At 64.7% G+C, this 22641-nt stretch carries 21 protein-coding genes and 1 pseudogene; 7 read left to right on the top strand and 15 right to left on the bottom strand.

Annotated features, from left to right (window positions below; translation table 11 throughout):
* Positions 1-142: 142 nt before the first annotated feature.
* From DM995_RS20630 to DM995_RS20670, 9 genes are all read right to left on the bottom strand, one after another.
* Complete coding sequence (locus DM995_RS20630) at positions 143-790, bottom strand: NADPH-dependent F420 reductase (RefSeq protein WP_116970902.1); 648 nt, start codon at positions 788-790, stop codon at positions 143-145.
* Complete coding sequence (locus DM995_RS20635; protein ID WP_116970903.1) at positions 787-1710, bottom strand: NADP-dependent oxidoreductase; 924 nt, start codon at positions 1708-1710, stop codon at positions 787-789. Before DM995_RS20635 ends, DM995_RS20630 begins: the two co-directional genes overlap by 4 nt.
* Complete coding sequence (locus DM995_RS20640; RefSeq protein ID WP_116970904.1) at positions 1707-2180, bottom strand: ester cyclase; 474 nt, start codon at positions 2178-2180, stop codon at positions 1707-1709. The genes DM995_RS20635 and DM995_RS20640 overlap by 4 nt, the downstream gene beginning before the upstream one ends.
* Positions 2177-3028: an SDR family NAD(P)-dependent oxidoreductase gene (locus tag DM995_RS20645; RefSeq protein ID WP_116970905.1), complete on the bottom strand. Its 852-nt coding sequence runs from the start codon at positions 3026-3028 to the stop codon at positions 2177-2179. The genes DM995_RS20640 and DM995_RS20645 overlap by 4 nt, the downstream gene beginning before the upstream one ends.
* The gene (locus DM995_RS20650; RefSeq protein WP_116970906.1) at positions 3025-4518 is read right to left on the bottom strand and encodes a UbiD family decarboxylase; all 1494 of its coding nucleotides are present in this window, start codon (positions 4516-4518) and stop codon (positions 3025-3027) included. The genes DM995_RS20645 and DM995_RS20650 overlap by 4 nt, the downstream gene beginning before the upstream one ends.
* Positions 4515-5342 (bottom strand): MBL fold metallo-hydrolase, encoded by an 828-nt coding sequence (locus DM995_RS20655; RefSeq protein WP_157973444.1) that lies wholly within the window; start codon positions 5340-5342, stop codon positions 4515-4517. Before DM995_RS20655 ends, DM995_RS20650 begins: the two co-directional genes overlap by 4 nt.
* On the bottom strand, positions 5339-5962 hold the full coding sequence (locus DM995_RS20660; RefSeq protein WP_116970908.1) for a UbiX family flavin prenyltransferase: 624 nt from the start codon (positions 5960-5962) through the stop codon (positions 5339-5341). The genes DM995_RS20655 and DM995_RS20660 overlap by 4 nt, the downstream gene beginning before the upstream one ends.
* Positions 5963-6053: 91 nt before the next feature.
* Positions 6054-6503, bottom strand: coding sequence for a nuclear transport factor 2-like protein (locus tag DM995_RS20665; RefSeq protein ID WP_116970909.1), 450 nt, complete (start codon positions 6501-6503; stop codon positions 6054-6056).
* 10 nt (positions 6504-6513) lie between these two features.
* Positions 6514-7992 (bottom strand): aldehyde dehydrogenase family protein, encoded by a 1479-nt coding sequence (locus DM995_RS20670; RefSeq protein WP_116970910.1) that lies wholly within the window; start codon positions 7990-7992, stop codon positions 6514-6516.
* Between the two features lie 83 nt (positions 7993-8075).
* On the opposite strand from DM995_RS20670, the gene DM995_RS20675 reads away from it, so the two are divergent.
* The 4 genes from DM995_RS20675 (at position 8076) to DM995_RS21530 (ending at position 10898) form a co-directional block, all read left to right on the top strand.
* Positions 8076-8975, top strand: a complete 900-nt coding sequence (locus DM995_RS20675; protein ID WP_116970911.1) for a LysR family transcriptional regulator — start codon at positions 8076-8078, stop codon at positions 8973-8975.
* A gap of 220 nt (positions 8976-9195) precedes the next feature.
* Positions 9196-10107, top strand: coding sequence for a helix-turn-helix domain-containing protein (locus DM995_RS20680; protein ID WP_116970912.1), 912 nt, complete (start codon positions 9196-9198; stop codon positions 10105-10107).
* Between the two features lie 213 nt (positions 10108-10320).
* Positions 10321-10596: a glutathione S-transferase family protein gene (locus DM995_RS21525; RefSeq protein WP_157973445.1), complete on the top strand. Its 276-nt coding sequence runs from the start codon at positions 10321-10323 to the stop codon at positions 10594-10596.
* Positions 10597-10610: 14 nt separating this feature from the next.
* Positions 10611-10898: a nuclear transport factor 2 family protein gene (locus DM995_RS21530; RefSeq protein ID WP_157973446.1), complete on the top strand. Its 288-nt coding sequence runs from the start codon at positions 10611-10613 to the stop codon at positions 10896-10898.
* Here DM995_RS21530 and DM995_RS22605 read toward each other — a convergent pair.
* Positions 10864-11059, bottom strand: a pseudogene (locus DM995_RS22605) (P-type conjugative transfer ATPase TrbB); the annotation flags it as partial. The gene DM995_RS21530 and the pseudogene DM995_RS22605 overlap by 35 nt on opposite strands.
* A 546-nt stretch (positions 11060-11605) precedes the next feature.
* Here DM995_RS22605 and DM995_RS20690 point away from each other — a divergent pair.
* From DM995_RS20690 to DM995_RS20700, 3 genes are all read left to right on the top strand, one after another.
* On the top strand, positions 11606-12793 hold the full coding sequence (locus tag DM995_RS20690; RefSeq protein ID WP_157973447.1) for an MFS transporter: 1188 nt from the start codon (positions 11606-11608) through the stop codon (positions 12791-12793).
* Positions 12793-14421: a tetratricopeptide repeat-containing sulfotransferase family protein gene (locus tag DM995_RS20695; RefSeq protein WP_232824598.1), complete on the top strand. Its 1629-nt coding sequence runs from the start codon at positions 12793-12795 to the stop codon at positions 14419-14421. The genes DM995_RS20690 and DM995_RS20695 overlap by 1 nt, the downstream gene beginning before the upstream one ends.
* Before the next feature lie 146 nt (positions 14422-14567).
* Complete coding sequence (locus DM995_RS20700; protein WP_198669550.1) at positions 14568-16934, top strand: TonB-dependent receptor; 2367 nt, start codon at positions 14568-14570, stop codon at positions 16932-16934.
* Here the strand turns inward: DM995_RS20700 and DM995_RS20705 are convergent.
* From DM995_RS20705 to hisD, 5 genes are all read right to left on the bottom strand, one after another.
* Positions 16911-18017, bottom strand: a complete 1107-nt coding sequence (locus DM995_RS20705; RefSeq protein ID WP_116970915.1) for a nuclear transport factor 2 family protein — start codon at positions 18015-18017, stop codon at positions 16911-16913. The genes DM995_RS20700 and DM995_RS20705 overlap by 24 nt on opposite strands.
* Positions 18014-19141 (bottom strand): nuclear transport factor 2 family protein, encoded by a 1128-nt coding sequence (locus DM995_RS20710; protein WP_157973448.1) that lies wholly within the window; start codon positions 19139-19141, stop codon positions 18014-18016. The genes DM995_RS20705 and DM995_RS20710 overlap by 4 nt, the downstream gene beginning before the upstream one ends.
* A 297-nt stretch (positions 19142-19438) precedes the next feature.
* Complete coding sequence (locus DM995_RS20715) at positions 19439-20464, bottom strand: LacI family DNA-binding transcriptional regulator (protein WP_198669551.1); 1026 nt, start codon at positions 20462-20464, stop codon at positions 19439-19441.
* A 122-nt stretch (positions 20465-20586) separates the two neighbouring features.
* The gene (locus DM995_RS20720) at positions 20587-21354 is read right to left on the bottom strand and encodes an SDR family NAD(P)-dependent oxidoreductase (RefSeq protein ID WP_116970918.1); all 768 of its coding nucleotides are present in this window, start codon (positions 21352-21354) and stop codon (positions 20587-20589) included.
* Positions 21351-22641, bottom strand: a 1291-nt coding sequence (gene hisD, locus DM995_RS20725) for a histidinol dehydrogenase (protein WP_198669552.1), incomplete at its 5' end; no start/stop codon positions are given. The genes hisD and DM995_RS20720, both read right to left, overlap by 4 nt.

A 22641-nucleotide genomic window follows, 5' to 3' on the forward strand; every position in this document is an offset into this window, starting at 1 on the left:
CCGCTGCCGATCGCCTCCGCCGCTTCGACCGCGCGCTTGCCGTCGCGCGCGATCAGGGCCACGCCGTGCCCTGCGGTGGCGAACGCGCGAGCCGACGCGTCGCCCACGCCCGCGCCGTGGCCGACGATGATCGCCGCGCCGCTCACGACGCACGCTCCCTCAGCAATGACGAACCGATGCTGGCGCCCATGCCCTGCAAGTAGGCGAGCTGCACGAGGAGCATGCCCAGTGGTTCAGTGTAACGCGCGTTAGCGAGGGGCCCCGCGTCGACCCCGTCGGCGCCGAGATCCCCCACCAGCTGTAACACCACTGACCGGGCGTCCGCGTCGTCGCCGCAGACGAATACACCCGGCGCACGGCCTTCGATCGACAGCGGTCCCGAGATCGCCATCAGCTCCGCCATGGGGGGCACCGCCTTGACGACATTAGCGGTAGGGACAGCCTTGGCGACCTCTTCGCCGCCCGACGTCGTAGTGCCGATTTCCAGCCCGCTCATATCTGCCTTGAGCGGGTTGGTCGTATCCCAGATGACCTTGCCGGCGACCACGGGCGCGATCTCGCGCGCGGCGTCCAGTGTGGCCGCCCAAGGGGTCGCAAGCACGACCACGTCGGCTGCGTTCGCGGCCTCACCGGGCGTCCCCACGCGCGCGTCGTGACCGATCGCGGCCGCGGCGGCGGCAAGCTTCTCGCTGCTGCGCGCGAAGCTCACCACGACGAAATGTCCCTTCTCTGCAAGCCTGCGCCCTATCGATTGTCCAACGTTGCCCGCACCGATTATGCCGATCTTCATGCCTTCTCTCCCATGACCAAAACGATCTTTCCGTGTGCGCGGCCGTACTCGACGCGATCCAGCGCTTCGGCGGCCTCCTCGAGCGGGAGCGCGACGGGGGGCCGGACCGCGATGTCGCCCGCGTCGATCATCGCGGCGACTTCGCGCAGCCGCGCGCCGTTCGGCGTCGTGCCGAAGCCGGGCAACGGTCTTACCCCGCGCGAGGCGGCATCCGCCGGAGGCTCCGTCGATCCGAGCGTCGAAACCATTCGGCCGCCATTGGCGATAAGCGCCCAGGAGCGAGCCTGCGTCTCACCGCCCGTCACGTCGACAACGAGGTCGACGGGCCGTTTGATCGCCTCCTCGAAACGCTGCGAACGATAGTCGATCACGAGGTCGATGCCTCGGGCGCTCAGCCAGGACAAGTTGTCGCCCGAGGCGGTCGCTGCCACCCAACAGCCGCGGCCCTTGGCGATCTGGGCGGCGAAGGAACCGACCGCGCCGCCGGCGCCGTGGACCAGAACGCGTTCGCCGGGACGAAGCTCCGCCACGTCGTCGAGCGCGGCGAGCGCCGTCAGCGCGCCCATCGGCACCGCTGCGGCGGCGAGCGCGTCGAGCGAGGCGGGAGCCGGTGCGAGCGCCGCGCGGTCGGCCACGACCCGCTCCGCATAGGCGCCCAGCGTGTCCATCGGCAGCATCGCGAACACGCGCTCGCCTGCCCTAAAGCCATGCGCGTCATCGGTCACAACGCCCGCGACGTCCTGGCCGAGGATGAACGGCAGCGGCGCGGGCGCAAACCAGCCGGCGCGCAGCTTCCAGTCGACAGGGTTGACGCCGGCGGCCTCGATCCTGACGCGAACGCCGTTGCCCGCTGGGTCCGGCACCACCTCGAGGATTACGGCCTCGCGCCCGCCGGGTGCGTGGACGCGCGCCGCCTTCATGCCTGTTGCCCCAGCAGCGCGGGCGCCATTACCGGCGCCTGCCACATCTCGTACATTAGCGGGTTGAGCCCCCCGACGACGTTCTCGACCAGCCGGCCTGTGTCGTCGAAGCGCATCAGGTGGATCTCGCGGAAGGTGAACCGCTGGTGGGTCGCGGGGACTCCGTTGAGGTCGCCGACGTTGTCCGCCTGCGCCTCGAACACCAATACCACGCGGCCGTCGACCAGCGGTGCGATCTGCTCGATTTTCATCGAGCCGTTAGCGAAGGCGGCGCCGAGCGTGGTGCCGAGCACGGTGCCGTATTCGCTGGCTCCCTGAATCAAGCCGATGGGCTTGAGTCCTGTCTCGACGATCACGTCGGGATGGACGAGTTCACCGAAGGCGTTCGGGTCGGCGCCGCCGAGGACGCCTTCTACGAAACGGCGCGCGGCGGCGAGGTTGCGGTCGATGATCGCTTGGTCGGTGGTCATGGGGCGGTCTCCTTCGGGTAGAGCATCGACGGCGCATCCGGCTCGATCGAGGCGAGCGTCGCGGACAGGGCGGCGATTTTGCGACGGAGCGCATCGAAGGCCATCGCGCCGAGCGGCAGGCGCTCGGGCGGCGTGCCGTTCGTCAGCGCATCGACAATCGCCGCCGCCGCGCGCGCCGGATCGCCGACCTGCGCGCGGTCGGCATAAACCGCGCGCATCGCTTCGACGTATTCCCAGACCGCCGGGTAGCGGGCGTCGTCGCGCGGCGCCCAGATCGCGTTCCTGCCAAGCCATTCTGTATCGAACGGCCCCGGCTCGACGATCGTCACCCCGACGTCGTAGGGCGCGAGCTCGGCACGCAGCGCCTCCGACAGCCCTTCGACCGCGAACTTGGACGCCGAATAAATACCCAGGCTGTCGATCGACACCTCGCCGGCCATCGAAGCGAAGTTGACGAGGTGGCCGCCGCGCTGCACCCTCAGCACCGGCAGCGCGGCGCGCACAACGTTGAGAACGCCGAAGACGTTGATTTCGAACTGCAGGCGCGCCTGCTCCTCGCTGACGTCCTCGACGGGCCCGATCACCCCGATCCCGGCGTTGTTGACCACCACGTCGACGCGGCCGAACGCTGCGACCGCTTCGTCGAAAGCGCCCTCGACCGTGTCCGCCCGAGTCACGTCGAGCGAGGCAATCGCCACCCGCGGGCCCGTTTCGAGGTAGGCGAGCGCGGATACGCTGCGCGCAGTCGCGACGACGCGGATCGACCGCGTAGCGAGTTCGGTCGCCAACGCCCGGCCGAAGCCCGAGGAGCAGCCGGTGACCAGCCAGACCGGATCGGCGGGGATCATGCCGTCGCCTCCGCATAGCCGTAATCGGGCCAGTCGAGCAGCACCTGCTGCCGGAGCGCCTCCGGGTAGGTGAAGGCGAAGGATGAGCGCTTCGGAAGCTGGCCTCCGAGATGCTCGGGGTCGAGACAGTTATAGATGACCTTGGTGGTCCGCAACAGCTTCTTCTCGTCGTCGGCGAGATAGGCGACGAGGGGGTTGGTGTTCTCGTTGCCGAACACCAATTCACCCTGGCTGCCCGGATGGTTGCGGGTGGCAAACGCCCAGACGACCTCGTTCGTGTTCGTGATGTCGATGTCGTCGTTGACGACGATGTACTTGGGCGTGCCCATGCCGCCCTTCTTTTCGAACAGGATGTCGGCGACGCGCTGGCTCAGCTGGTTACCGGTCAGCCCGGTCTTCGCGCGCCAGTCGTGCTTGACTGCGATCACGAACCAGTGGTTAGCGCTCTCGAACGGCGACCAAGCGGTCGCGACCGGGAATCCAGCCTCACGGAGCAGGAACACGATCTCGCCGGCATTGGGGATGCCCCAGGCGGTGTGGTTTTCCTCCGGCGGTTCGCCGGCCACGCTGATCGGTAAGATCGGGCTGTCGCGATGTGTGATCGCCGTGACGTTGTAGACCGGCTTGGGGCTGGGCGGGCCTTCCCACAGATAGCCCGCATATTCGCCCATTGGTCCTTCGGGCGCGGTATCCGTCATCGAGACATGGCCTTCGACCACGATCTCGCTGGCTGCCGGAACGAGCACGTCGACCGTCTCGGCCCTCACGCACTCGATGCCCGCGCCGGTCAGCGCGCCCGCATAGTCTGCCTCGTCCATATATTCGGGGAGCGGCATGCCACCGACATACGGCAGTACCGGCTGCGCCCCCAGTGCGATCGCGAACGGCATGTCCTGGCCGATGTCGGTCCAGGTTTTCCGGACCATGCCGATGTGCTGGTTGGGCGCGATGATACCGGCCATGCGCTTGCCGTCGACCACCATTATCCGCGCGATCGACCACGACCGCCACGACTTGTCGGGCGTCTCTACGCAGATGATTCCGAATGTGTTGAGGTAGCGCCCGCCATCGCCGTCGTGCAGGAGCGGCGCGGGCAGTTCCAGCAGGTTCACCTCGTCACCGACGTGAACGTTCTGCTTGCACAGCGCGTGGGCGACCACGACCGGCTTGATGCCGGGGCGGGTCCGCGCGGCGGCAAATACCTCAACGATTTCGCGTCCGCTCGCAATGGCCGGTAGGCCCACGGCGAGCGCGATCCGCGCCAGCCGCTGGCCCGGCTTCGACGACACGCCGCCCGGCGCGCCGAGCACGCGCATCCCCGGCCGTTCGGGAATCTGTTCGAAAAGCGGCGCGGCTTGGCCGGTCTCGCCAGCGCGGCGACTGACCGCGCCGATCTCCAGGTCGAGCGCGACCGGTTTTCCGATCCGCTGTACCTCGCCGATCGCCTCAAGTGCGTCCAAGTAGGACCGCAGGTCTTTGTAGTGGGTCATCGCGCCGTCTCCGATAGTTCTGCGGCGAGCGCCGCGGAGTTGATATCGATCAGCCCCTCGAGCGGCCAGCCGGCTCGGCCATCGAGCTCGATCGCGCGCACGGCTGCCAGCCCGGCGCCGTCGAGCATGCCGTCCCTGGCGTGGCGGGCGACCGCCTCGCGCTGCTGGAGGATGTATTCGCGCTGCAGTGCGAACACTTCTCGCCCACCCGCAAGACCGTGACCCGCCAAGATGCGCTCGGGCGCCGGAAACAGGCGCTGCACCCGTTCAAGTTGTTCGAGACAGGACGAGGTGCAGTGCTCGGCGAGCGATGGGTGGCAGCGGTTGTAGACGAGGTCAGATGCGATGAGCGCGTCTGCGGCAGGAACGTAGACGACGGTGTTATCGGCGCTCTCCCCGGCACCCAGGTCGATGACCTGGAGCCCAACCGGCCCAACCCGCACGATCCCGTCCAGGCCGATGACCCGGTCCGGCAGCGCGTCCGCGGTCGGATAGTCATTACCGTATACGGGCGTCCACGCCGCGCGCTTCGCGTCGCGGGTGGCAACCATTACGTCGATCGTCGGCTTGTTCGCGAACACCGGAACGGGCCCAAACCGCTCGAGCAGCACCGGCAGGCCGTTGAAGTGGTCGGGGTGCGGGTGGGTGACCACGATCCCTGCGACCGGCTTTCCCTTCGCCTCCACCGCGTCGGCAAGTGCCCTTGCCGTCGAGAGGAGGAATTGCGCGTCGATCACCACAACGGAATCATCAGTCTCGACGATGAAGCTGTTGACGAAGAACTTGTCGGCCGGCGCCGGGAAGAGAGTTGTTTGCGGATTCACGGCGCGCTCCTTTCGATCGGGACCACGGTAGTCAGGGCGTCGGCTGGCTGCGGCTTCTCGCCCGTCCACCGGTCGACGAGACCGGCATCGAGGTCGAAGAGGTCGAGGACACGGCCGACGGTATGATCGACCATGTCGGCGATGCTGGCGGGGCGCGCGTAGAAGGCGGGCACCGGCGGAAAGACAACCGCTCCGGCCTCGGTCGCCGTCAGCATGGCGCGCAGGTGGCCTGTGTGGAGGGGCGTCTCGCGCACCATCAGGACAAGGCGGCGACGCTCCTTGAGGCAAACGTCGGCCGCCCGGGTGAGGAGGTTGGAGGTGGCGCAAGACGCGATCTCGCCGACTGTCCGCATCGAGCAGGGCGCAACGACCATGCCCATCGTGCGGAAGGAGCCTGACGAGATCGCCGCGCCGACATCGCCGATCGCGTAGCTAACGTCGGCCAGGTCGCGAAGATCGCGAGTAGTCATGTCTGTCTCGTAGGCCAGCGTCATCTCGCCCGGCCGGGTCACGACCAGATGGCTCTCGACATCGAGGGCGCGGAGCGTCTCGAGCAGGCGGACCGCGTAGAAGACGCCCGTCGCGCCCGACACGCCGACGATGAGCCGGCGGCGGGTCACAGGACGATCGCCAGCACGACGGCCGTCAGCACGAAGCCGGCGAGCAACAGACCCACGACATCGGCCACTTCGCCAATCGGTCGACGCACACTCACGCTGACCTCCCGGCATGGACACCCGAGGGGATCCTCAGCTGCCGATAGAGCGTCAGTTGGTCACGCCAGATCTCGACCGAGGCGATCAGCCCTTCCTCGTCGAGCGCGATGAGGAAAAGGTGCGGGCAGGACATCGTCCCGCCGCGGCTGACGATGCCGTCGACGTCGGCACGCTGCAACCCTTCGTTGAGGGTCGCGACGACGGCCGTCCGAGCGGATGGGTCCTCGTGTTTCCGCGGCACCGACATCGCGAAGCCGTCGAAGGCGGCCGGATAGCGAGACCAGGCGACACTGGCCTGGGCGATCGGTGAGCGCCCAGTGTCGCCCCACGGGACGTAGAACGCCACCGCGTCAGGCGCCGGTAGGGCACGGACCGCCGCCGCATCCCCTGCCGTATAGGCGACAAGGAAACGGTCGGCAACGGCGAGTAGTGCGGTCGACGCCATTGCTCCGACCTCAGCCGAGGTTCGCCCAGATGGTCTTGTACTGGGTGTAGTTCTCGAGCGCCTCGGCACCCTGTTCGCGGCCGTAGCCTGACGCCTTGTAACCCCCGAAGGGCGCGTTGGGGTGATACTTGTGCCAGGTGTTGATCCAGCACGTGCCCGCCTTGATGCGGTCGGCGAGGCGGAGCGCGCGGCCGAGGTCGCCGGTCTGGATGCCGCTTGCGAGCCCATAGTCGGTGTCGTTGGCGATACGGATCGCGTCGTCCTCGTCCTTGAAGGGGATGATGGGAACGACCGGGCCGAAGATTTCCTCTTGGCTAATCTTCAGGTCGTTCGACGCGTCGGCGAAGACCGTCGCTTCGATGAACAGCCCCCTGCCGTCGATCTTCGGCGCACCGCCGCCCGCAGTGAGGCGTGCGGTCGCCTTGCCGACTTCGACATATTTCAGAATTTTGTCGTATTCAGCCCTGGTCGCGATTGGGCCGAGCTGGGTCTTTGAATCGAGGGGATCGCCGAGAACCGCCGCTTTCGCCATCGCGGAGAAGCGTTCCACGAATTCGTCGTAGATCGACTGCTCGACGAGGATGCGGCTCCCGGCGACGCAAACCTCGCCCTTGTTCCAGAAAATGCCCCAGAATGCGGCCTGAAGGGCAGCCTCCATGTCCGCGTCGGCGAAGATGATGTTGGGCGACTTGCCGCCCAACTCCATCGTCTGGTGCTTGATCGTGTCCGCGCCGTTGCGGATCAGGTTCATGCCGACGCTGGTCGAGCCGGTGAAGGCGATCTTGTTGACCTTCTTCGATTTGACCAGCGTGTCGCCGATCGTGCCGCCCGGACCCGTGATGAGGTTGTAGACACCCTCGGGCACGCCCGCGTCGAGCGCGACCTGCGCGAGCGCGAGCGCGGTCAGCGGAGTGTCGCTCGCCGGCTTGTGGACGATGGTGTTGCCCGCCGCCAGGCCCGGCGCAACCTTCGAGCAGGTCAGCGCGAGCGGGAAATTCCATGGTGTGATGCAGCCGACGACGCCGAGCGGCTCGCGGCGCGTCAGGATACGGATGTTGGGCTCGTAGGAAGTGCGGTAACCGCCGTCCATGTGCGCCATCGCCTGGGCCGCGAAGAAGCGAAAGAGCCCCGAGCAGTGCGGCATGATGATCCCGCGGAAGTCGGAATAGGGCATGCCCATGTCCATCGCTTCGCGGATCGCGAAGTCTTCCGCGCGCTCGTCCATCAGGTCGGCTATGCGGAACAGGATCTTGGCGCGGTCCTCGTGGTGCATCCGTCCCCACGGGCCGTCCTCGAACGCAGCGTACGCCGCATCGATTGCTGCCTGCGCATCCTCTACCGAAGCTTTCTGAACATGGGTGATGCTCAGTTCGGTCGTCGGATCAGTTACGTCCATCGTCTCGCCGGTCACACCGTCGCGCCACTTGCCGCCGATCAGTAGCTGACCCCGATCGATCTGCTTGCGGGCGGGTGATGTCTGCATGTCCATGATGAGCCTCCTGAAGCTGGATGCTTGCTTACGCAGTCAAGATGTCATATTTATGTAATCGATTATCGTGATAGTCGGTATCGATGAAACAGTATGACCTGAACCTGCTGCCAGCCCTCGAAGTGCTTCTGGATGAGCGTTCGGTGTCGCGTGCGGCGGTGCGGCTGGGCATCGGCCAGCCGGCCATGAGTGCCGCGCTCGCCCGCCTGCGCAAGTTGTTTGACGACCCGATCCTGGTGCGTGGTACGAGGGGGATGGAGCCCACCGCGCGAGCGCAGACGCTGGCCGGGCCATTGCGAGCGACGCTGGCAGCCATTGCGACGATGATCGAACCCGATCAACCTTTCGAGCCGGTGCGGGCAAAGCGTGCCGTGCGGATGAGCGGTGGCGACTATGCCGGTATGACGTTGCTGCCCTGCCTTGCGAACCGCTTGGCTGAGAACGCGCCGGGTATCGACCTGCGGTTCCGCTATCTCGAAAAGGACGCTGCGCTCACAGCGATCGACGACGGCACGATCGACCTCGCGCTGCTGGTCAATGACGACCTCGCGCCCCGCTTCGGCAGCGATGTGTTGATCGAGGAGACGTTCGTCGGCGCGGCCCGCCGTAACCATCCGCTTCTCAAGGGTGACATCAGTCTCCCGGCCTTCAGCGCGGCGAGGCACCTGCTGGTAACCGAGCGTGGTGACGCGACCGGATGCGTCGATGCCGTCTTGGCGACGTGGGGGCTCGAGCGACGGATCGCAATAACTGTCCCGAGTGCCGCCCTCGTCGCTGATGTGCTGCACGCGACCGATCTGATCGCGACGTTGCCTCGCCGCGCTGCGGAACGACTGGCGGAAAACGGCGCGATACAGATCTTCGACCTCCCGCTCGATGTCCCTGGCTGGCGGATGCGGTTGGTATGGTCCAAACGCCTTGCGGCTGATCCGGTCATCGGCTGGTTTCGAACCGAACTCTCCGCGGTCGCGGGCACAGTATGAATTGGTGGGCGACACCGATCGGTCGAACCTTACGAGAATGGGTTGCACCTCTGTCTGCTCCCGCATGTTGCTGGATCTCTCGAGCGATCAGTATGCGGTTGTATCTGTGCGCGCTTTCGTCGGACGGAAGTGACGTTCGAGATTTGGAAATGATCTGCACCCCCCGTCGAAGGGATCAGCAGAAATCGTTGCCTTCCCGCACTCTTGGCGGCTTTGATCGATGCCTCAACTGCTTGCCGAGGCGATGGCCGACGACACACCCGGAATGAACGCGACCTCCCTTAGTCGTTTATGGGGGAGAGCACCGACGGTGCGGCGATCGCGCGTGGCGGGCGAGCTTGCACTATGGCGATTCAATCACGACAAGGTCACTACCTTTTCTGGCATTCCTGACGAAGAGACGCACACGGTCTGCGTGATGCTCGATGGGTTCCTACACGACGACCTCCGGTTAGACGGACGGCCGGGCAGCAAAAAGTACATGACGGGAGACGTGTTCTCGCTCGTCCATGCCGGTAGCGCACCGCTGAGCTACATTCCCGCAGCACAAGGTCTTCTGCTGCACCTCTATTTGCCCTTGAAACTGCTCCTTGATCCTGCAGGTCGCCCAATCGAACTGCGTGAGCAGTGTCACGGCGAAGACCGCCGCATTGGGCACTACGCACGTCGTTTGCGCGCCGAGATGCTGTGCGACGATGCGGCGACGGGTCTAGCCTTAGACGCCGCCATCCTGGGCATGGCGTCCAGCCTTGCGCGGTGCTGGTCGACGTCAGGTGTGACGCCTGCGGCGTGGGTCACTGGTGCGCACTGCGATCGTCGGCTCTTACGCGCAATGGAGCGCCTCGCCGCCAACCTTGATGCGCCGCCGCGCCTTGCCGAACTGGCCGAAGCTGAAGGCATTTCGCAGCGGCACCTCCTCAACTTGTTCCAGGAAGGCGTCGGCCAAAGTCCGCACCGCTGGCTGACGGCGCGCCGGATGGATCGCGCACGCTTTTTGCTCGAAACGACCGATCGCGAGATCACCGACATTGCGCTTGAGTGCGGCTTCTCGTCGTCGCAGCATTTCTCGGCGACCTTCCGCGCTCATTTTGGCACCACCGCGACGGCTTTCCGGCGGCGAATTGCGGATTAATGCTGGTGTAAGCATCTGATCAGTAAAGTCCGGTCGACATTCCGATTACCGGATCTCATCTCAGTAACATTTGTAATAGACAGCGGCCTTAATTCCATAATTCATCTAATAGTTAATGTCACTATAAATGATATAAGGTCCAGAGTTTTAGAGGGTGTAAGGTCACACGCATGGCCTTAGGGTCCAAACCTAATCAACCTCCTGAAGATCGTTGTGTACATTGATTCAGGGGTCTCCACTGAAGCAGGAGGCTGTTGGGAATGTCACGTTCGTTTTTCTGGTTTCTCGATCGCCGATATCGCGATCTATCCCTGGTCGACGATGTGGGAATATGCCGGCGTCGATGTCAGTGGGCTGACCAACCTCGCCCGGGGGCAGGACCGAATGGCTGCGCGCGATGGCGTGCAGCGTGGGCTTAAGGGTCTGACCCATGGCGATCTGACTTGGGAAGAGGTGCTTGAAGCGGCCCCGAAGATGGTGGTTCGATGAGAAAAGGATCCAACATGGCTGATACAGCATCACCGGACGCTGCCGAGCTTGCCAAGGCCGTGCAGGCACTCAGCGACAAGGAGGCCATTCGCGAGCAGATCTACCTGTACTGCCGCGGGGTTAATCGCTTGCAGACGACGATGGTCGGCGCTGCATTTCACGCCGACGCGACCGACAATCACGGAATGTTCGTTGGCGGGGTCAAAGAGTTTCTGGAAGTCGGCGAGAAGTTTGCCGCAGCGCCAAACTCGCCGATCCGCCTTACGCTTCGACGGCGACGTGATGTGCAACCAAGCGGATGATGCGTTCGCCGTCTGCGGGGGGTCAGCAGCGCGCCGGTGTCGCTAATGCCTTTGCCGAGCCGATCGACCCACAGGCGGCCATCGGGGTTAAGCATCACCTCGATGACAGCAACATCGTCGAGCCAGGTAGCGATCGTCGGCCCGAGCGCCGTGCGCAACATTCGCGCGCCGCGTGACCTTGATTCGGACCGGAGTGAGTAAGCGGTCAGGGCATTGCCTCTGCAGTGGACCGGGCGATCCGCCGCCCGGCGTTAGGAGCACAACAAAAGAGCCCGAAACTAAGGCACTGCAACAGGTAGTTCAGGGCGTAGTGAAGATGGCGGTAGATACGTGCCGGGGGCAGAGCAGTCAGCCTCAGCGCCGCACGAGTCGGACCGTCTTGCCGCTCAAATAAAGCGAATCACGTTATTGCGAGACACCTAGCATGAGGGTAGCTCCTTCAATGTCTGAACTGATGGATAGTTCGGAAATTATAGTTCTAATTTCTTGAGGCCGATAGCATATTTCAAAACAGTCAAAATGCTGCTTGGGCGCAGCACAACCAGCGGCCAAACCTGTTGACATTGACTGCGAATGCAAGCAAAACGACCGTAATGTTCTCTGACAGATGACCCGCACTACCGTGCTAGGTCAATCGAGCGAACCTGCAAAGGTGATATTTGCGCCACGCTAGTGAAATAAGCCTCGTTGCCCGGATTCTCACCTATTTGTCGGTTTTACTCGGCTATGTTTTCTATTGCTACAACTTTATCGTCGTCGGATATTCGCGCCCTTTTCTGATTAAAGATTTCGGCTTCACGGTTACCGATACTGCGATGATCAATATCGCTGGCAATATCGGCGTGACGCTCGGCGCGATCATGTGGGCGGGGTTCATCTCGCGTTTCGGTCGGCGTACCTCAGCGGTCATCATCGCGGCCGGAATAGGCACGATGGCAATCGTCCAAGCATCGCAGCAGATTCTCGGCGTGTGGATTGCCGGGCGACTGGTGATGGATGCGCTGCTTGGCGGCTATTATGTCGTCGCCACCAGCCTAGTCGTCGCCTTGTTTCCGGAAACGAGTCGCGCTAAGATGATTGCACTGAACTCCGCGATGTATCCCGGTGCCAATATTCTAATCGGCGTGCTGGGGGGCTGGCTGGGCGAGAGCCACTGGCAGGCGCTGCTGTGGATCGCCGCTGCACCGCTGCCGATCGCGGTGCTGCTCTACACCGCGATCCCGCGCGACAGCAGCTATTGCGCCTATGGCGACAGCAAGGGACCGGAGAATGCAAGCGGACGTTGGCGCGACATGTTCACGCCGCGTCTGCGCTGGCTGACGCTGGGCTGCGTGGCGCTTTCCGGAATCGATTTTAACGCCTACCAGTTATTCCAGGGGTTCCTGACGCTGTACATCCACACCGAGCGCGGCATGTCCGCAGCAGCGATGGGGGCGATTATCGCATTCGTCAGTTCGGGTGCGTTCATGGGCAATTTCTTCTGGGCGGCGATTGCCGACCGTTATGGCAGACGCCTGCCGCTGGTCGGATACGGCCTTGCGGCGGGGATGGTGCTGCTGTTCGTGCAGCCCGGCATGGGCGAGTTCGAAATGTCCGTGATCGGCTTCATTTTCGGCCTCGGCGTATCGTGCACCACCGCCTGGGGTGCGTGGTTTGCCGAGATGTTCCCGCCGCAGCTGCGCGCGCACGGGGTCGCGCTGTTTCACGCCGGGCACATCCTTGCGCTGGGCTCGCCGCTGCTTGCCGCCCATTTTTCCACATCGCTGGGTCTGGTGCCGACGATGGCACTGGCGGCTGCCGTATATCTTGCCGGAGCGGTGCTCTGGTTCGTCATGCCCGAAACGCGCAAGGCCGGCACAAGCTTTCCTGCCGGGCCGCTGCCCGGAGCGGGCTGATGATGCCGCTCGCCGCACGGATCGCGCGGGCCCAGGCAGACCCGCAGATGATTGCGACCGCCCTCGCGTTGCGCAAGGGCCAGCTCGATGTCGCCGAACGGACGCTGCGCGCGCGGCTTCGCGACGATCCCGCCGATATGGTGGCCATGCGCATGCTCGCCGAGCTGGCCGGCCGGATCGGGCGGTATCGCGATTCGGAAGCGCTGCTGCAGCGCGCGCTGGCGCTTGCACCCGATTTTCATGCGGCACGCGCAAATCTGGTGACGGTGCTGCACCGGCAGAGCAGGTTTATCGAGGCACTGGCCGAGGCCGAACGGCTGATCCGCGACGAGCCACACGAGCATGGCCATCTTGCGCTGCGGGCCGCGGTCAGGGTGCGCACCGGCGCCTATGACGGCGCGCTGGAGGATTATCGCAGCTTGCTCGCCCGCCATCCCGATCAGGCGCGTCTGTGGATCAGCTGCGGCCACGTGCTCAAGACCATCGGCGACCGGGCAGGCGCGGTCGAGGCTTATCGGACCGCGATCCGCCATGAGCCGACGCTGGGCGATGCGTGGTGGAGCCTGGCCAATCTCAAGACCGAGGCCTTTTCAAGCGATGACATCGCTGCGATGCAGGTCGCGCTGGCCGACGCCAGCGACCGTGCCGATCACTATCACCTCCATTTCGCGCTTGGCCGCGCGCTGGAACAGCGCGGCGACCATGGCGCGTCGTTTGTGCATTATGCGCAGGGCAATCGCCTGCGCCGCGAGGAACTGCCCTACAAGGCGCAGTGGACCAGCGCGCATGTCGATGCGAGCATCGCCCTGCTGACCGGCGAGGCGCTGGCGCGCCGCAGCACAGGCGGCCACCTCTCGCGCGAGCCGATCTTCGTCGTCGGACTGCCCCGTTCGGGATCGACGCTGATCGAGCAGATCCTTGCATCACATCCGGATATCGAGGGCACGATGGAACTGCCCGATATCGGGACCATCGCCGCCGGATTGCGCGCCGGAGGCCGCGAGGACACCGATGAAAGCGGCTATCTGCCGCAGCTGCTCGAACTCGATGCGGCGCAGCGGCACGCGCTCGGCCAGCGCTATCTCGATGGCACGCGCATCCAGCGCCAGACCGACCGGCCCCGCTATATCGACAAGATGCCGAACAATTTTCAGCATGTCGGCCTGATCCACTGCATCCTGCCCAACGCCGTCGTCATCGATGCGCGCAGACACCCGGTCGCCAACTGTTTTTCCGCGTTCAAGCAGCATTTTTCGCGCGGCCAGGGGTTTACCTACCATCTCGGCGATCTCGCGCGCTACTGGTGCGATTACGAGCGGCTGATGGCGCATTTCGATGCGGTGCTGCCGGGCCGGGTCTGCCGGGTGTATCACGAACGGCTGCTGGCCGATCCCGAGGCCGAGGTTCGCGCATTGCTGGCGCATATCGGGCTGGCGTTCGATCCGGCGTGCCTTACGCCACACCGCACGCAGCGCCCGGTCCGCACCGCCAGTTCCGAACAGGTGCGCCAGCCGATATCGCGGACGCCCGACCGCAGCTGGCAGCAATACCGGCCGTGGTTGGGCGCACTGGAAACCGCGCTGGAACCTGCCGTGGCGCGCTATCCGCAGGACTGCCGGGACGCCTGACTCCTGGCTTGCATTCGGATGCAACTTCAATCATCCTGTACTGACAAGGCGCAGCGAGTCCATCAAACAACGCGACGGGAGGGGATATGATGACGCGAAAAAACCGGGGAAAATCGCACTTGGTGACGGTGGCGCTTGCGTCCAGCATGTTGACTTCGATTTCAAGCGCCGCTGCCGCGCAGGACGTGGCGACCGAGGCGCGCGAGGACGGCGTGATCATCGTCACCGCCCAGCGTCGCGAGGAAAATCTCCAGGATGTGCCCGCATCGGTCATTGCGCTGACCAACGAGACGCTGGAAAACTTGCAGGTCCGCAATTTCGTCGATTACGTCGCCTATCTGCCCAGCGCCAGCTTCACCACGGGCAGCACCGGCGTGCCCGGCAACGCCTCGATCTCGTTCCGGGGCATCACCACCGGCGGCGGCCTCGTCACATCGGGCACGCTGCCCACCGTCGGCTCTTATCTCGACGAGCAGCCGATCACCTCGATCCTCGGCACCGTCGATATCCATGTCTATGATATCGCGCGGGTCGAGGCGCTCGCCGGGCCGCAGGGCACGCTCTATGGCGCGTCCAGCCAGGCCGGCGTGGTGCGGATCATCACCAACAAGCCCGATCCCGATTCGTTCAGCGCGCGGATGGACCTTGAGGTAAACCGTATCCGCAACGGCGACTGGGGCGGGCAGATCGAAGGCTTCGTCAACCTGCCGGTGCTGGACGGGCGCGGTGCCCTGCGGCTGGTGGGCTGGTACGAGCGCACCGGCGGGTTCGTCGACAATATGCTGGGCGTCCGCACATTCGCCACCTCGCGCATCACGCAGCGCAACGATGCGCTGGTCGAGGACGATCACAATCCGGTCGACAAGATCGGCATGCGTGCTTCCCTTGGAATCGATCTGGACGACAATTGGACGGTCATGCCGTCGATCATCGCCCAGCGCACGAAGTGGGACGGGAGCTTCCAGTCGGACGATGACAATGCAGGCGAACTCAACGTGGCGCATTATTATCCGGAATTCGGCGAGGACGAATGGTATCAGGCTGGCCTGACGATCAATGGTCGCATCGCCGATTTCGATATCGTCTATGCCGGCTATTACTTGGACCGGCGCATCGACACGCAGAACGATTATTCGGACTATGGCTTTTTCTACGATCTGGTCGCAGGATCGGGTTCGGGCGTGGTCGATAACGCGGGCCGGCTGATCGATCCCTCGCAGATCAACACCAACCGCTTCCGGCTCAACAAGCTGAGCCAGGAATTACGCATCTCCAGTCCGCAGGGCGACCGGTTTCGCGGGCAGGTCGGCCTGTTCTACCAGCGCCAGTTCCAGCGCGACGAGAACAACTATCTCACCCCGGGCTTTGCCGATCGTCTGTCGGTCCCCGGCCGTCCGGGACAGGTGTGGCTGACGCTGCAGGATCGTGTCGACCGCGACTATGCTGCGTTTGCCCAAGCCGATTTCGACGTGACCGACCGGCTGCTGCTCACCGGCGGTGTCCGGGCTTACAAGTTCGACAACAGCCTCGTCGGGTTTTTCGGCGTCAACACCACGTTCTTCGGCACCGGCGTGCGACAGTGCCTTGGCCGCGCGCAGGGCGGCGGGCCGTTCGGCGTCGGGGTCGCGGTGGTGCCGGGAAGCCCGTGTACCAATCTGGGGGTTCTGAATCCCGACGGAACCATCTCGCCCAAGCGCTCGAAGGGCGACGGCTTTACCTATCGTGCCAATGCAACCTATCGCATTACCGACGACAATCTGGTGTTCGCCACATTTTCGACCGGCTTCCGGCCAGGCGGCATCAACCGTGCCGGAACCGCAGAGGCCTTCGATGCCGACGAGCTGTTCAATTACGAGATCGGCACCAAGAATACCTTTGCCGATGGCCGGGTCACGCTCAATCTGACCGCATTCCTTGCCGACTGGAAGGATGTGCAGGTCACGTTCCAGCCGCCCGGCGGCAGCGGCGTAGTGCTGATCGGCAATGTCGGCAGCGCGCGGTCCAAGGGTATCGAGGGCGATATCGCGTGGCGGGCGGGCAACGGCTTTTCGCTGACCGCAGCGGCGACCTATATCGATGCCGCCTTGCGCGAACCGTTCGTGCTGTTCGGCAAGGAGACGGCTCCGGCCGGACAACGCCTGCCGCTCACGCCCAAGTTCAAGGGCAATCTGATCGCGCGGTACGAGGCGGGGGTGGGCGACGGCATGGCCCATCTTCAGCTGGCCGGTGCTTATATCGGCCAGCGCAATCCCGTGATCACCACAAGCGATCTCGCCAAGACCGGCGTGCTGCCCGAGTATGCAACGCTCGATTTTTCGGTGGGTTATCGCTGGGACGACTGGGAGGTCGAGATCTACGGCCGCAACATGACCGATTCGCGCGGGCAGCAGAGCCGGGCCGCCCGGTGCAACATCAACATCTGCGGGCCATCGGCGGCTGATCCGGTCGGGCAGGTCTATCGCATCTACATCCAGCCTGCGACGATGGGCCTACGCATCGGCCGCAAGTTCTAAAGCGGCGGCGGCACGACGGCGGGGGGGGGGTTTGCCCCCCCCCCCCGGGGGCCGCCCGCCGCCCGATTGCACTGCGTCCATCCGGCCGAGCACGTCGAGGCCCTGCTTGGCCAGATAATGCAGGATGTCGATGAAGATCCAGTTCTCGGCCAGCTTGCCGTCCTGCACCCGGTACATGTCGACGACGCGCATTTCGGATGGCCCCGGCCCTGCGGTCATCCCCATATAACCGCCCGAATTGCGCAACGTCAGGTTCGCCCAGCCGAAGAAGCCGCCGAAGTTACCCTCGGCAAGGCGCGCAAGATGGCCGTTGTAACGGTATCCGACCGAGAGGGCCTTGTCGAAGGGGATGCTGTGCTGGCGGATATAGCGCTCGATCGTATAGGTCGCGCCGATGCCGGCCGGCCCCCACCAGATCATGTCGTCGTGCCAGACGCGCGCCAGGCGCGTTGCCTCATCCTTGTTGTGAAACTTGGCACCGGGATTGTTCAGCAGCGCGTTGATTGCGGCGAGCGACGCCGTTCCCAGCGCGGGGTCCTGCTGGTCATAGCACAGCCCCTCGTGCGTGCGCGGGCCGGGCTGCACCAGCATCGCGCCGGTCTGCGGGGGAAAGGGATTCTGCCCCGCCTGCATCATCAGATGCGGAATGTCGCAGAACATCGCGGTTTCCACGATCTTGCCGTTCTCGACGCGGTTGAATTCGCAATAGCGCAGCATCACGATCCTGAGCGTGTGGCGGATGCCGAGCCAAGGCCGGTCGAACAGCCCCATGAGATGTCCCATCTCGATCACCCAGCGGCCCTTGAACCCGTCGATCTCGTTGAGCCCGGCGATGAAGATATCGGGGCGGCGCTGCAACGGGCGGATCGCGGTCTTGAGCGGTGCCCAAAACACCCGGGCAACCGCCTCGGGGCCGCGTTGCTCGTTGAACGGGTGCATACCGCGCCAGTGCCAGTCAGGCGCGACATGGCGCGCCAGCACCGCCTCCACCTGGTCAGGCTGCGCCTGGTCCAGCTCATCGTGAAAGGCCCTGACCAGCGCCTTTTCCGCCTGAAAATCAGCAGTAGTTTCCGATTTGGTCATGGCGCGGTCTCCTCGTTTGCGCACGCTGGCGGTGTCAGCGTCTGGGCGATGGCCGCCACCTCGTCGAACACCGTCCATTCCTCCACGATCAGTCCTTGCGAAAACCGGAAGTGGCTGATTCCCGGAACCGAGACCAGCCGGCCTTCGGGCAGCCGCTCGCCGAGCAGCCCGCCGCGCCGCGACATGCCGGTCAGCTCCCAGCGCACTGCCACGATCACCCCGTCGGTCTCGTCCGACCAGCAGACATTGTGGACCTGCATCGCGGCATCGGGCAGCGAGGCCATGGTTTCGATGATCAGCGTGCCGATGTTGTGCGGGCCGCTTGCCACCCGGCCACCTGCCCAGTGCGCAACCGCTTCCGGCGCATATGTAGCCCGCAGCCGGTCGAGCCGCCGCAGCGTCCACAGATCGTGGAAATGGCCGCGCATCCAGCCTTCCGGGCTGTCGCGTTCGCCGGTGAATGCCGCTGGCGGCAACTGCCCGGACTGGCGCGCGGGCGGAGCGAGAAAGGCGCGTTCGCGCAACGGGCGTGCGGCGATGATCGTCGCCGCCTCGTCGATGCCGAGCCCCAGCTGACGCACCAGCGCTCCGGCATCGTGCACCAGCCATTCGGTGTGGATGCGGTTGTCGCGGCTGATGCAGTCGGCGGCGAACCGGCGTCCGACGCTCACGCCTGTGGCCGGGCCCCAGACCGAGGCACCCCGGTTGATCATGCGGGTCCAGCCGAGATGGCTGGTGTAGAAGCCCTGTCGCTCGTCGCCGCTCCATGCGACATTGAGATGATGCGCTTCTTCCTCCGGGAACGCCGCCATCGTCCCGATCGTGGATGCGATCACCTCCTCGACCGAGCGCACGACGCCATAAGACGAATAGACCGTGCAGCCCGCATCATAGGTGTCGTATATCCGCCCGATCGCGCGGTCGGTCCAGATTTCCTCGGTGATCCGCACGATGTAATCGACGATATCGACGAACTTGTCCTCGAAGCCCGCCATCGGCATCGTGCGCGTCCCCGGCGGATCGAGCAGCACGGCCTTGTCGACCTGCCTGATCCGGGTCGCCGCCGGTCTTTCGGGCAAGGCAAACGGGACATGGCTGCCCGTCCCGCAATCGGCTGTCGTCATATCTGTCTCTCCATTTTTCGCCAGCCGGCTTCCTGCGACCGGCTGCGCGAATGATCGCCATCCCCGATAGAATATTGCATTCGCATTCATATCATCTTTCATCCGCAGCACAAGCACTGCCTTGCTCCGGGCGGCACCTGTGTGCGCAGATGCAGCGGTTCTCTCTCAGCGGAAAAGCGTGTGATAACCCGATCACTGGCGCTGCGCCTTATCGGGCAAATTGTCGTGAGCTTGGGCGGGCGCTTGATGCCGGTGGAGCCAAGACAGCCAAATGACTTCGGATGCAGTTACGTCGCCTCACCCCAGCCGTGCCGACTGTCCCTCGATCAGCGCGCCGGTAAAGCTGCGCACCTCGGGAGGCAGATTGGGGTTGGCGACCCGTTCCAGCAGCATCGTCACCGCGGCATCAGTCATGCGCCGCACCGGCTGGCGGATGGTGGTCAGCCGGTAGCTTGGCCAGGCGGCCGGCTCGACGCCATCGAAACCGACGATCGATATGTTGGAAGGTATATCGAGTCCGAATTCGGCGCGCGCGGCATCGATCGCGCCGATGGCCATAAGGTCGTTGGCGCAGATGATCGCATCGGGCCGCACATCCTGCGCCAGCAGCGCCCGCGCCCCGGCGGCGCCGCTTTCATGGTCGAACTGGCCGGGGATGATCCGCGCGTCGAGGCCGTGGTGTTCCAGCCGCGCCCGCGCGCCCTCGACGCGCTCGTTGCTGACATAGCTGTCGTCCGGCCCGGCGATGATCGCAAAGCGGCGGTGCCCGGCCTGCACCAGCCTGTCGACCAGCAACCGCTCGCCGCCGATCGAGTCGCAGCACACGCTCGGCACCGATTCGCCCTCGCTGTACCGGTTGTAGAGGACGACTGGCACATGGTGGCGTTCGAACAGTTGCAGCTGGTCTGACGAGAGCCGCGCAGCAGAAATCGCGCCGTCGACGCGGTAGCGCCAGACGTGCTCGAGCGCGGTGCCGACCTCGCTTTCGGCCTGGAGTGCGAACAGCAGCACACGGATGCCCTGCGCGTCGAGACGCTGGGTCAGTTCAGCCAAGACTTGCGGATAATACAGGTTGGTCAGGCTGGAAATCAGCACCGCGACCAGATTGGACCGCTTGGTGATCAGGCCGGAGGCGATAGCATTGGGCTGGTAGCCGAGCTGCGCTGCAGCCTTGAGCACGCGCTTGCGCTTTTCTGCAGAGATGCTGTTGCCGGGACGGAAGCAGCGCGACACCGCCGACTGCGACACGCCTGCCAGCTGGGCGACATCATAGGATGTGGGGCGTCGGTCGCCCAGGCCTGGGATTGACTGCGATTTCTTCATGCAAAAAACTTTAGCGATCCGCGGTTGCATCACAAGGGATTTCAAGGCAGCGACAGTCGGGACCGACATTGCCGGTTGAATTATTCACGCAAGGTTGCATCGCGATGACCGTTCGGGGCCGATCAGTCGGCAGTCCAGCCACCATCCACCACCAGGCTAGAACCCGTCATCAGCGCCGAGGCATCGCTGGCAAGGAACACGATCGCGCCCATCAGGTCTTCCACCGTGCCCAGCCGACCCAGCTTGATCCGCTCCAGCACCGATGCGCGAAAGGCCGCGTCTTCGAAAAACGGCCGGGTCATCGGAGTCTCGATGAATGTCGGCGCGATGGTGTTCGATCGGATGCGATGGCGTGCCAGATCGAGCGCGAACGCCTTGTTCATGCCTTCCAGCGCCCATTTGGAAGCACAATAGAGCGACCGGTTCGGTCCGCCGACATGCCCCATCTGCGAGCCCATATGGATCAGGCTGCCGGGCTTGCCCGCAGCGATCAGCGCCTGCGCCGCTGCCTGCGCGACAAAAAAGGCGCTCTTGACGTTGAGGCCGATCACCGCGTCGAAATCATGCTCGGTGACGTCCTGCATCGGCTTGGGCCGGTTGGTGCCGGCATTGTTAACCAGAATGTCGAATGCCGGATTGTCGCGGAAGAAACCGCGCACCGCCGCAAGGTCGCCGACATTGAGCACCGCGCAGCGCGCATCGTCGCCCCTCCCCGCCATCGCGCGGGCGGCGGCATCGATCTCGGCACTGGTGCGCGCCACCAGGGTGACCGCAGCGCCTGCCTCGCCGAGCGCCGCAGCAGCGGCAAGGCCGATGCCCCGCCCTGCTCCGGTGATCAATGCGCGTTTGCCGTCCAGCCGCAGCGATGGCGTGCGCGGAAGCCCGGTCACACGTTCTCCAGCGGCGCGGCGGCACCGGCATAGGGCACGTTGCGCCCGCCATAGCGACGCACCCGCACGTTGGCTTGCTCGCCATGCCCGGCAAAGCCCTCAAGCGCGCACAGCCGCGAGCAATATTCGCCGATCATGGCGGACGCTGCATCGGTGGTGACGCGCTGGTAGGTGCAGGTCTTGAGGAACTTGCCGACCCACAGGCCGCCGGTGTAGCGCGCCGCCTTGCGCGTCGGCAGCGTGTGGTTGGTGCCGATCACCTTGTCGCCGAACGCCACATTGGTGCGCGGCCCCAGGAACAGCGCGCCATAATTTGTCATGTTGGCGAGGAAATAGTCGGGATCGCGCGTCATCACCTGAACGTGCTCGTTGGCATAATCATCGGCGACGCTCAGCATTTCCTCGTAGCTGTCGCAGACGATGACCTCGCCATGGGTGTCCCATGCCTGCCGCGCGATCGGGGCGGTCGGCAGGATTTCGAGCAGCCGCTCGACCTCGCGCATCGTATCGAGCGCGAGCTTGCGCGAATTGGTGATGAGGATCGCGGGGCTGTCTGGCCCATGTTCGGCCTGCCCCAGCAGGTCGGTGGCGCAGATTTCGCCGTCCACGCTGTCGTCGGCGATCACCATGGTCTCGGTGGGACCGGCGAACAGGTCGATCCCCACCCTGCCGAACAGCTGGCGCTTGGCTTCGGCGACAAAGGCGTTGCCCGGCCCGACCAGGATATCCACCGGGGCGATGCTGGCGGTGCCGATCGCCATGGCCCCGATCGCCTGGATGCCGCCCAGCGCATAGATCTCGTCTGCGCCGGCCATCGCCTGCGCAGCGACGATGGCTGGAGCGGGGTGGCCATCGAACGGCGGCGCACAGGTGATGACGCGCGGCACGCCCGCAACCTTGGCGGTTATCACGCTCATATGCGCGCTGGCGAGCAGCGGGTATTTGCCGCCCGGCACATAGCAGCCCGCGCCGTTGACCGGGATATGCTGGTGCCCCAGCACCACGCCGGGCAGCGTCTCCACCTCGACCTCGTGCATGCTGTCGCGCTGGATCTGCGCGAAATTGCGGACCTGTGCCTGCGCAAATTCGATATCCTTGAGGTCCTGGCCGGAGAGCTGGTCGATACAGTCCTGGATTTCTGCCGGAGTCAGGCGATAATCTTCGCGATCCCAACCATCGAACATCACCGACAGGTCGCGCACCGCAGCGTCGCCCCGCGCCTCGATATCGGCAAGCAGTCCTTCAACCGTATCGCGCACCTTGCGATCAATGTCTGCGCGCGCCTGC

This window comes from Blastomonas sp. UPD001, from assembly GCF_003426715.1.
Taxonomy (GTDB): Bacteria; Pseudomonadota; Alphaproteobacteria; order Sphingomonadales; family Sphingomonadaceae; genus Blastomonas.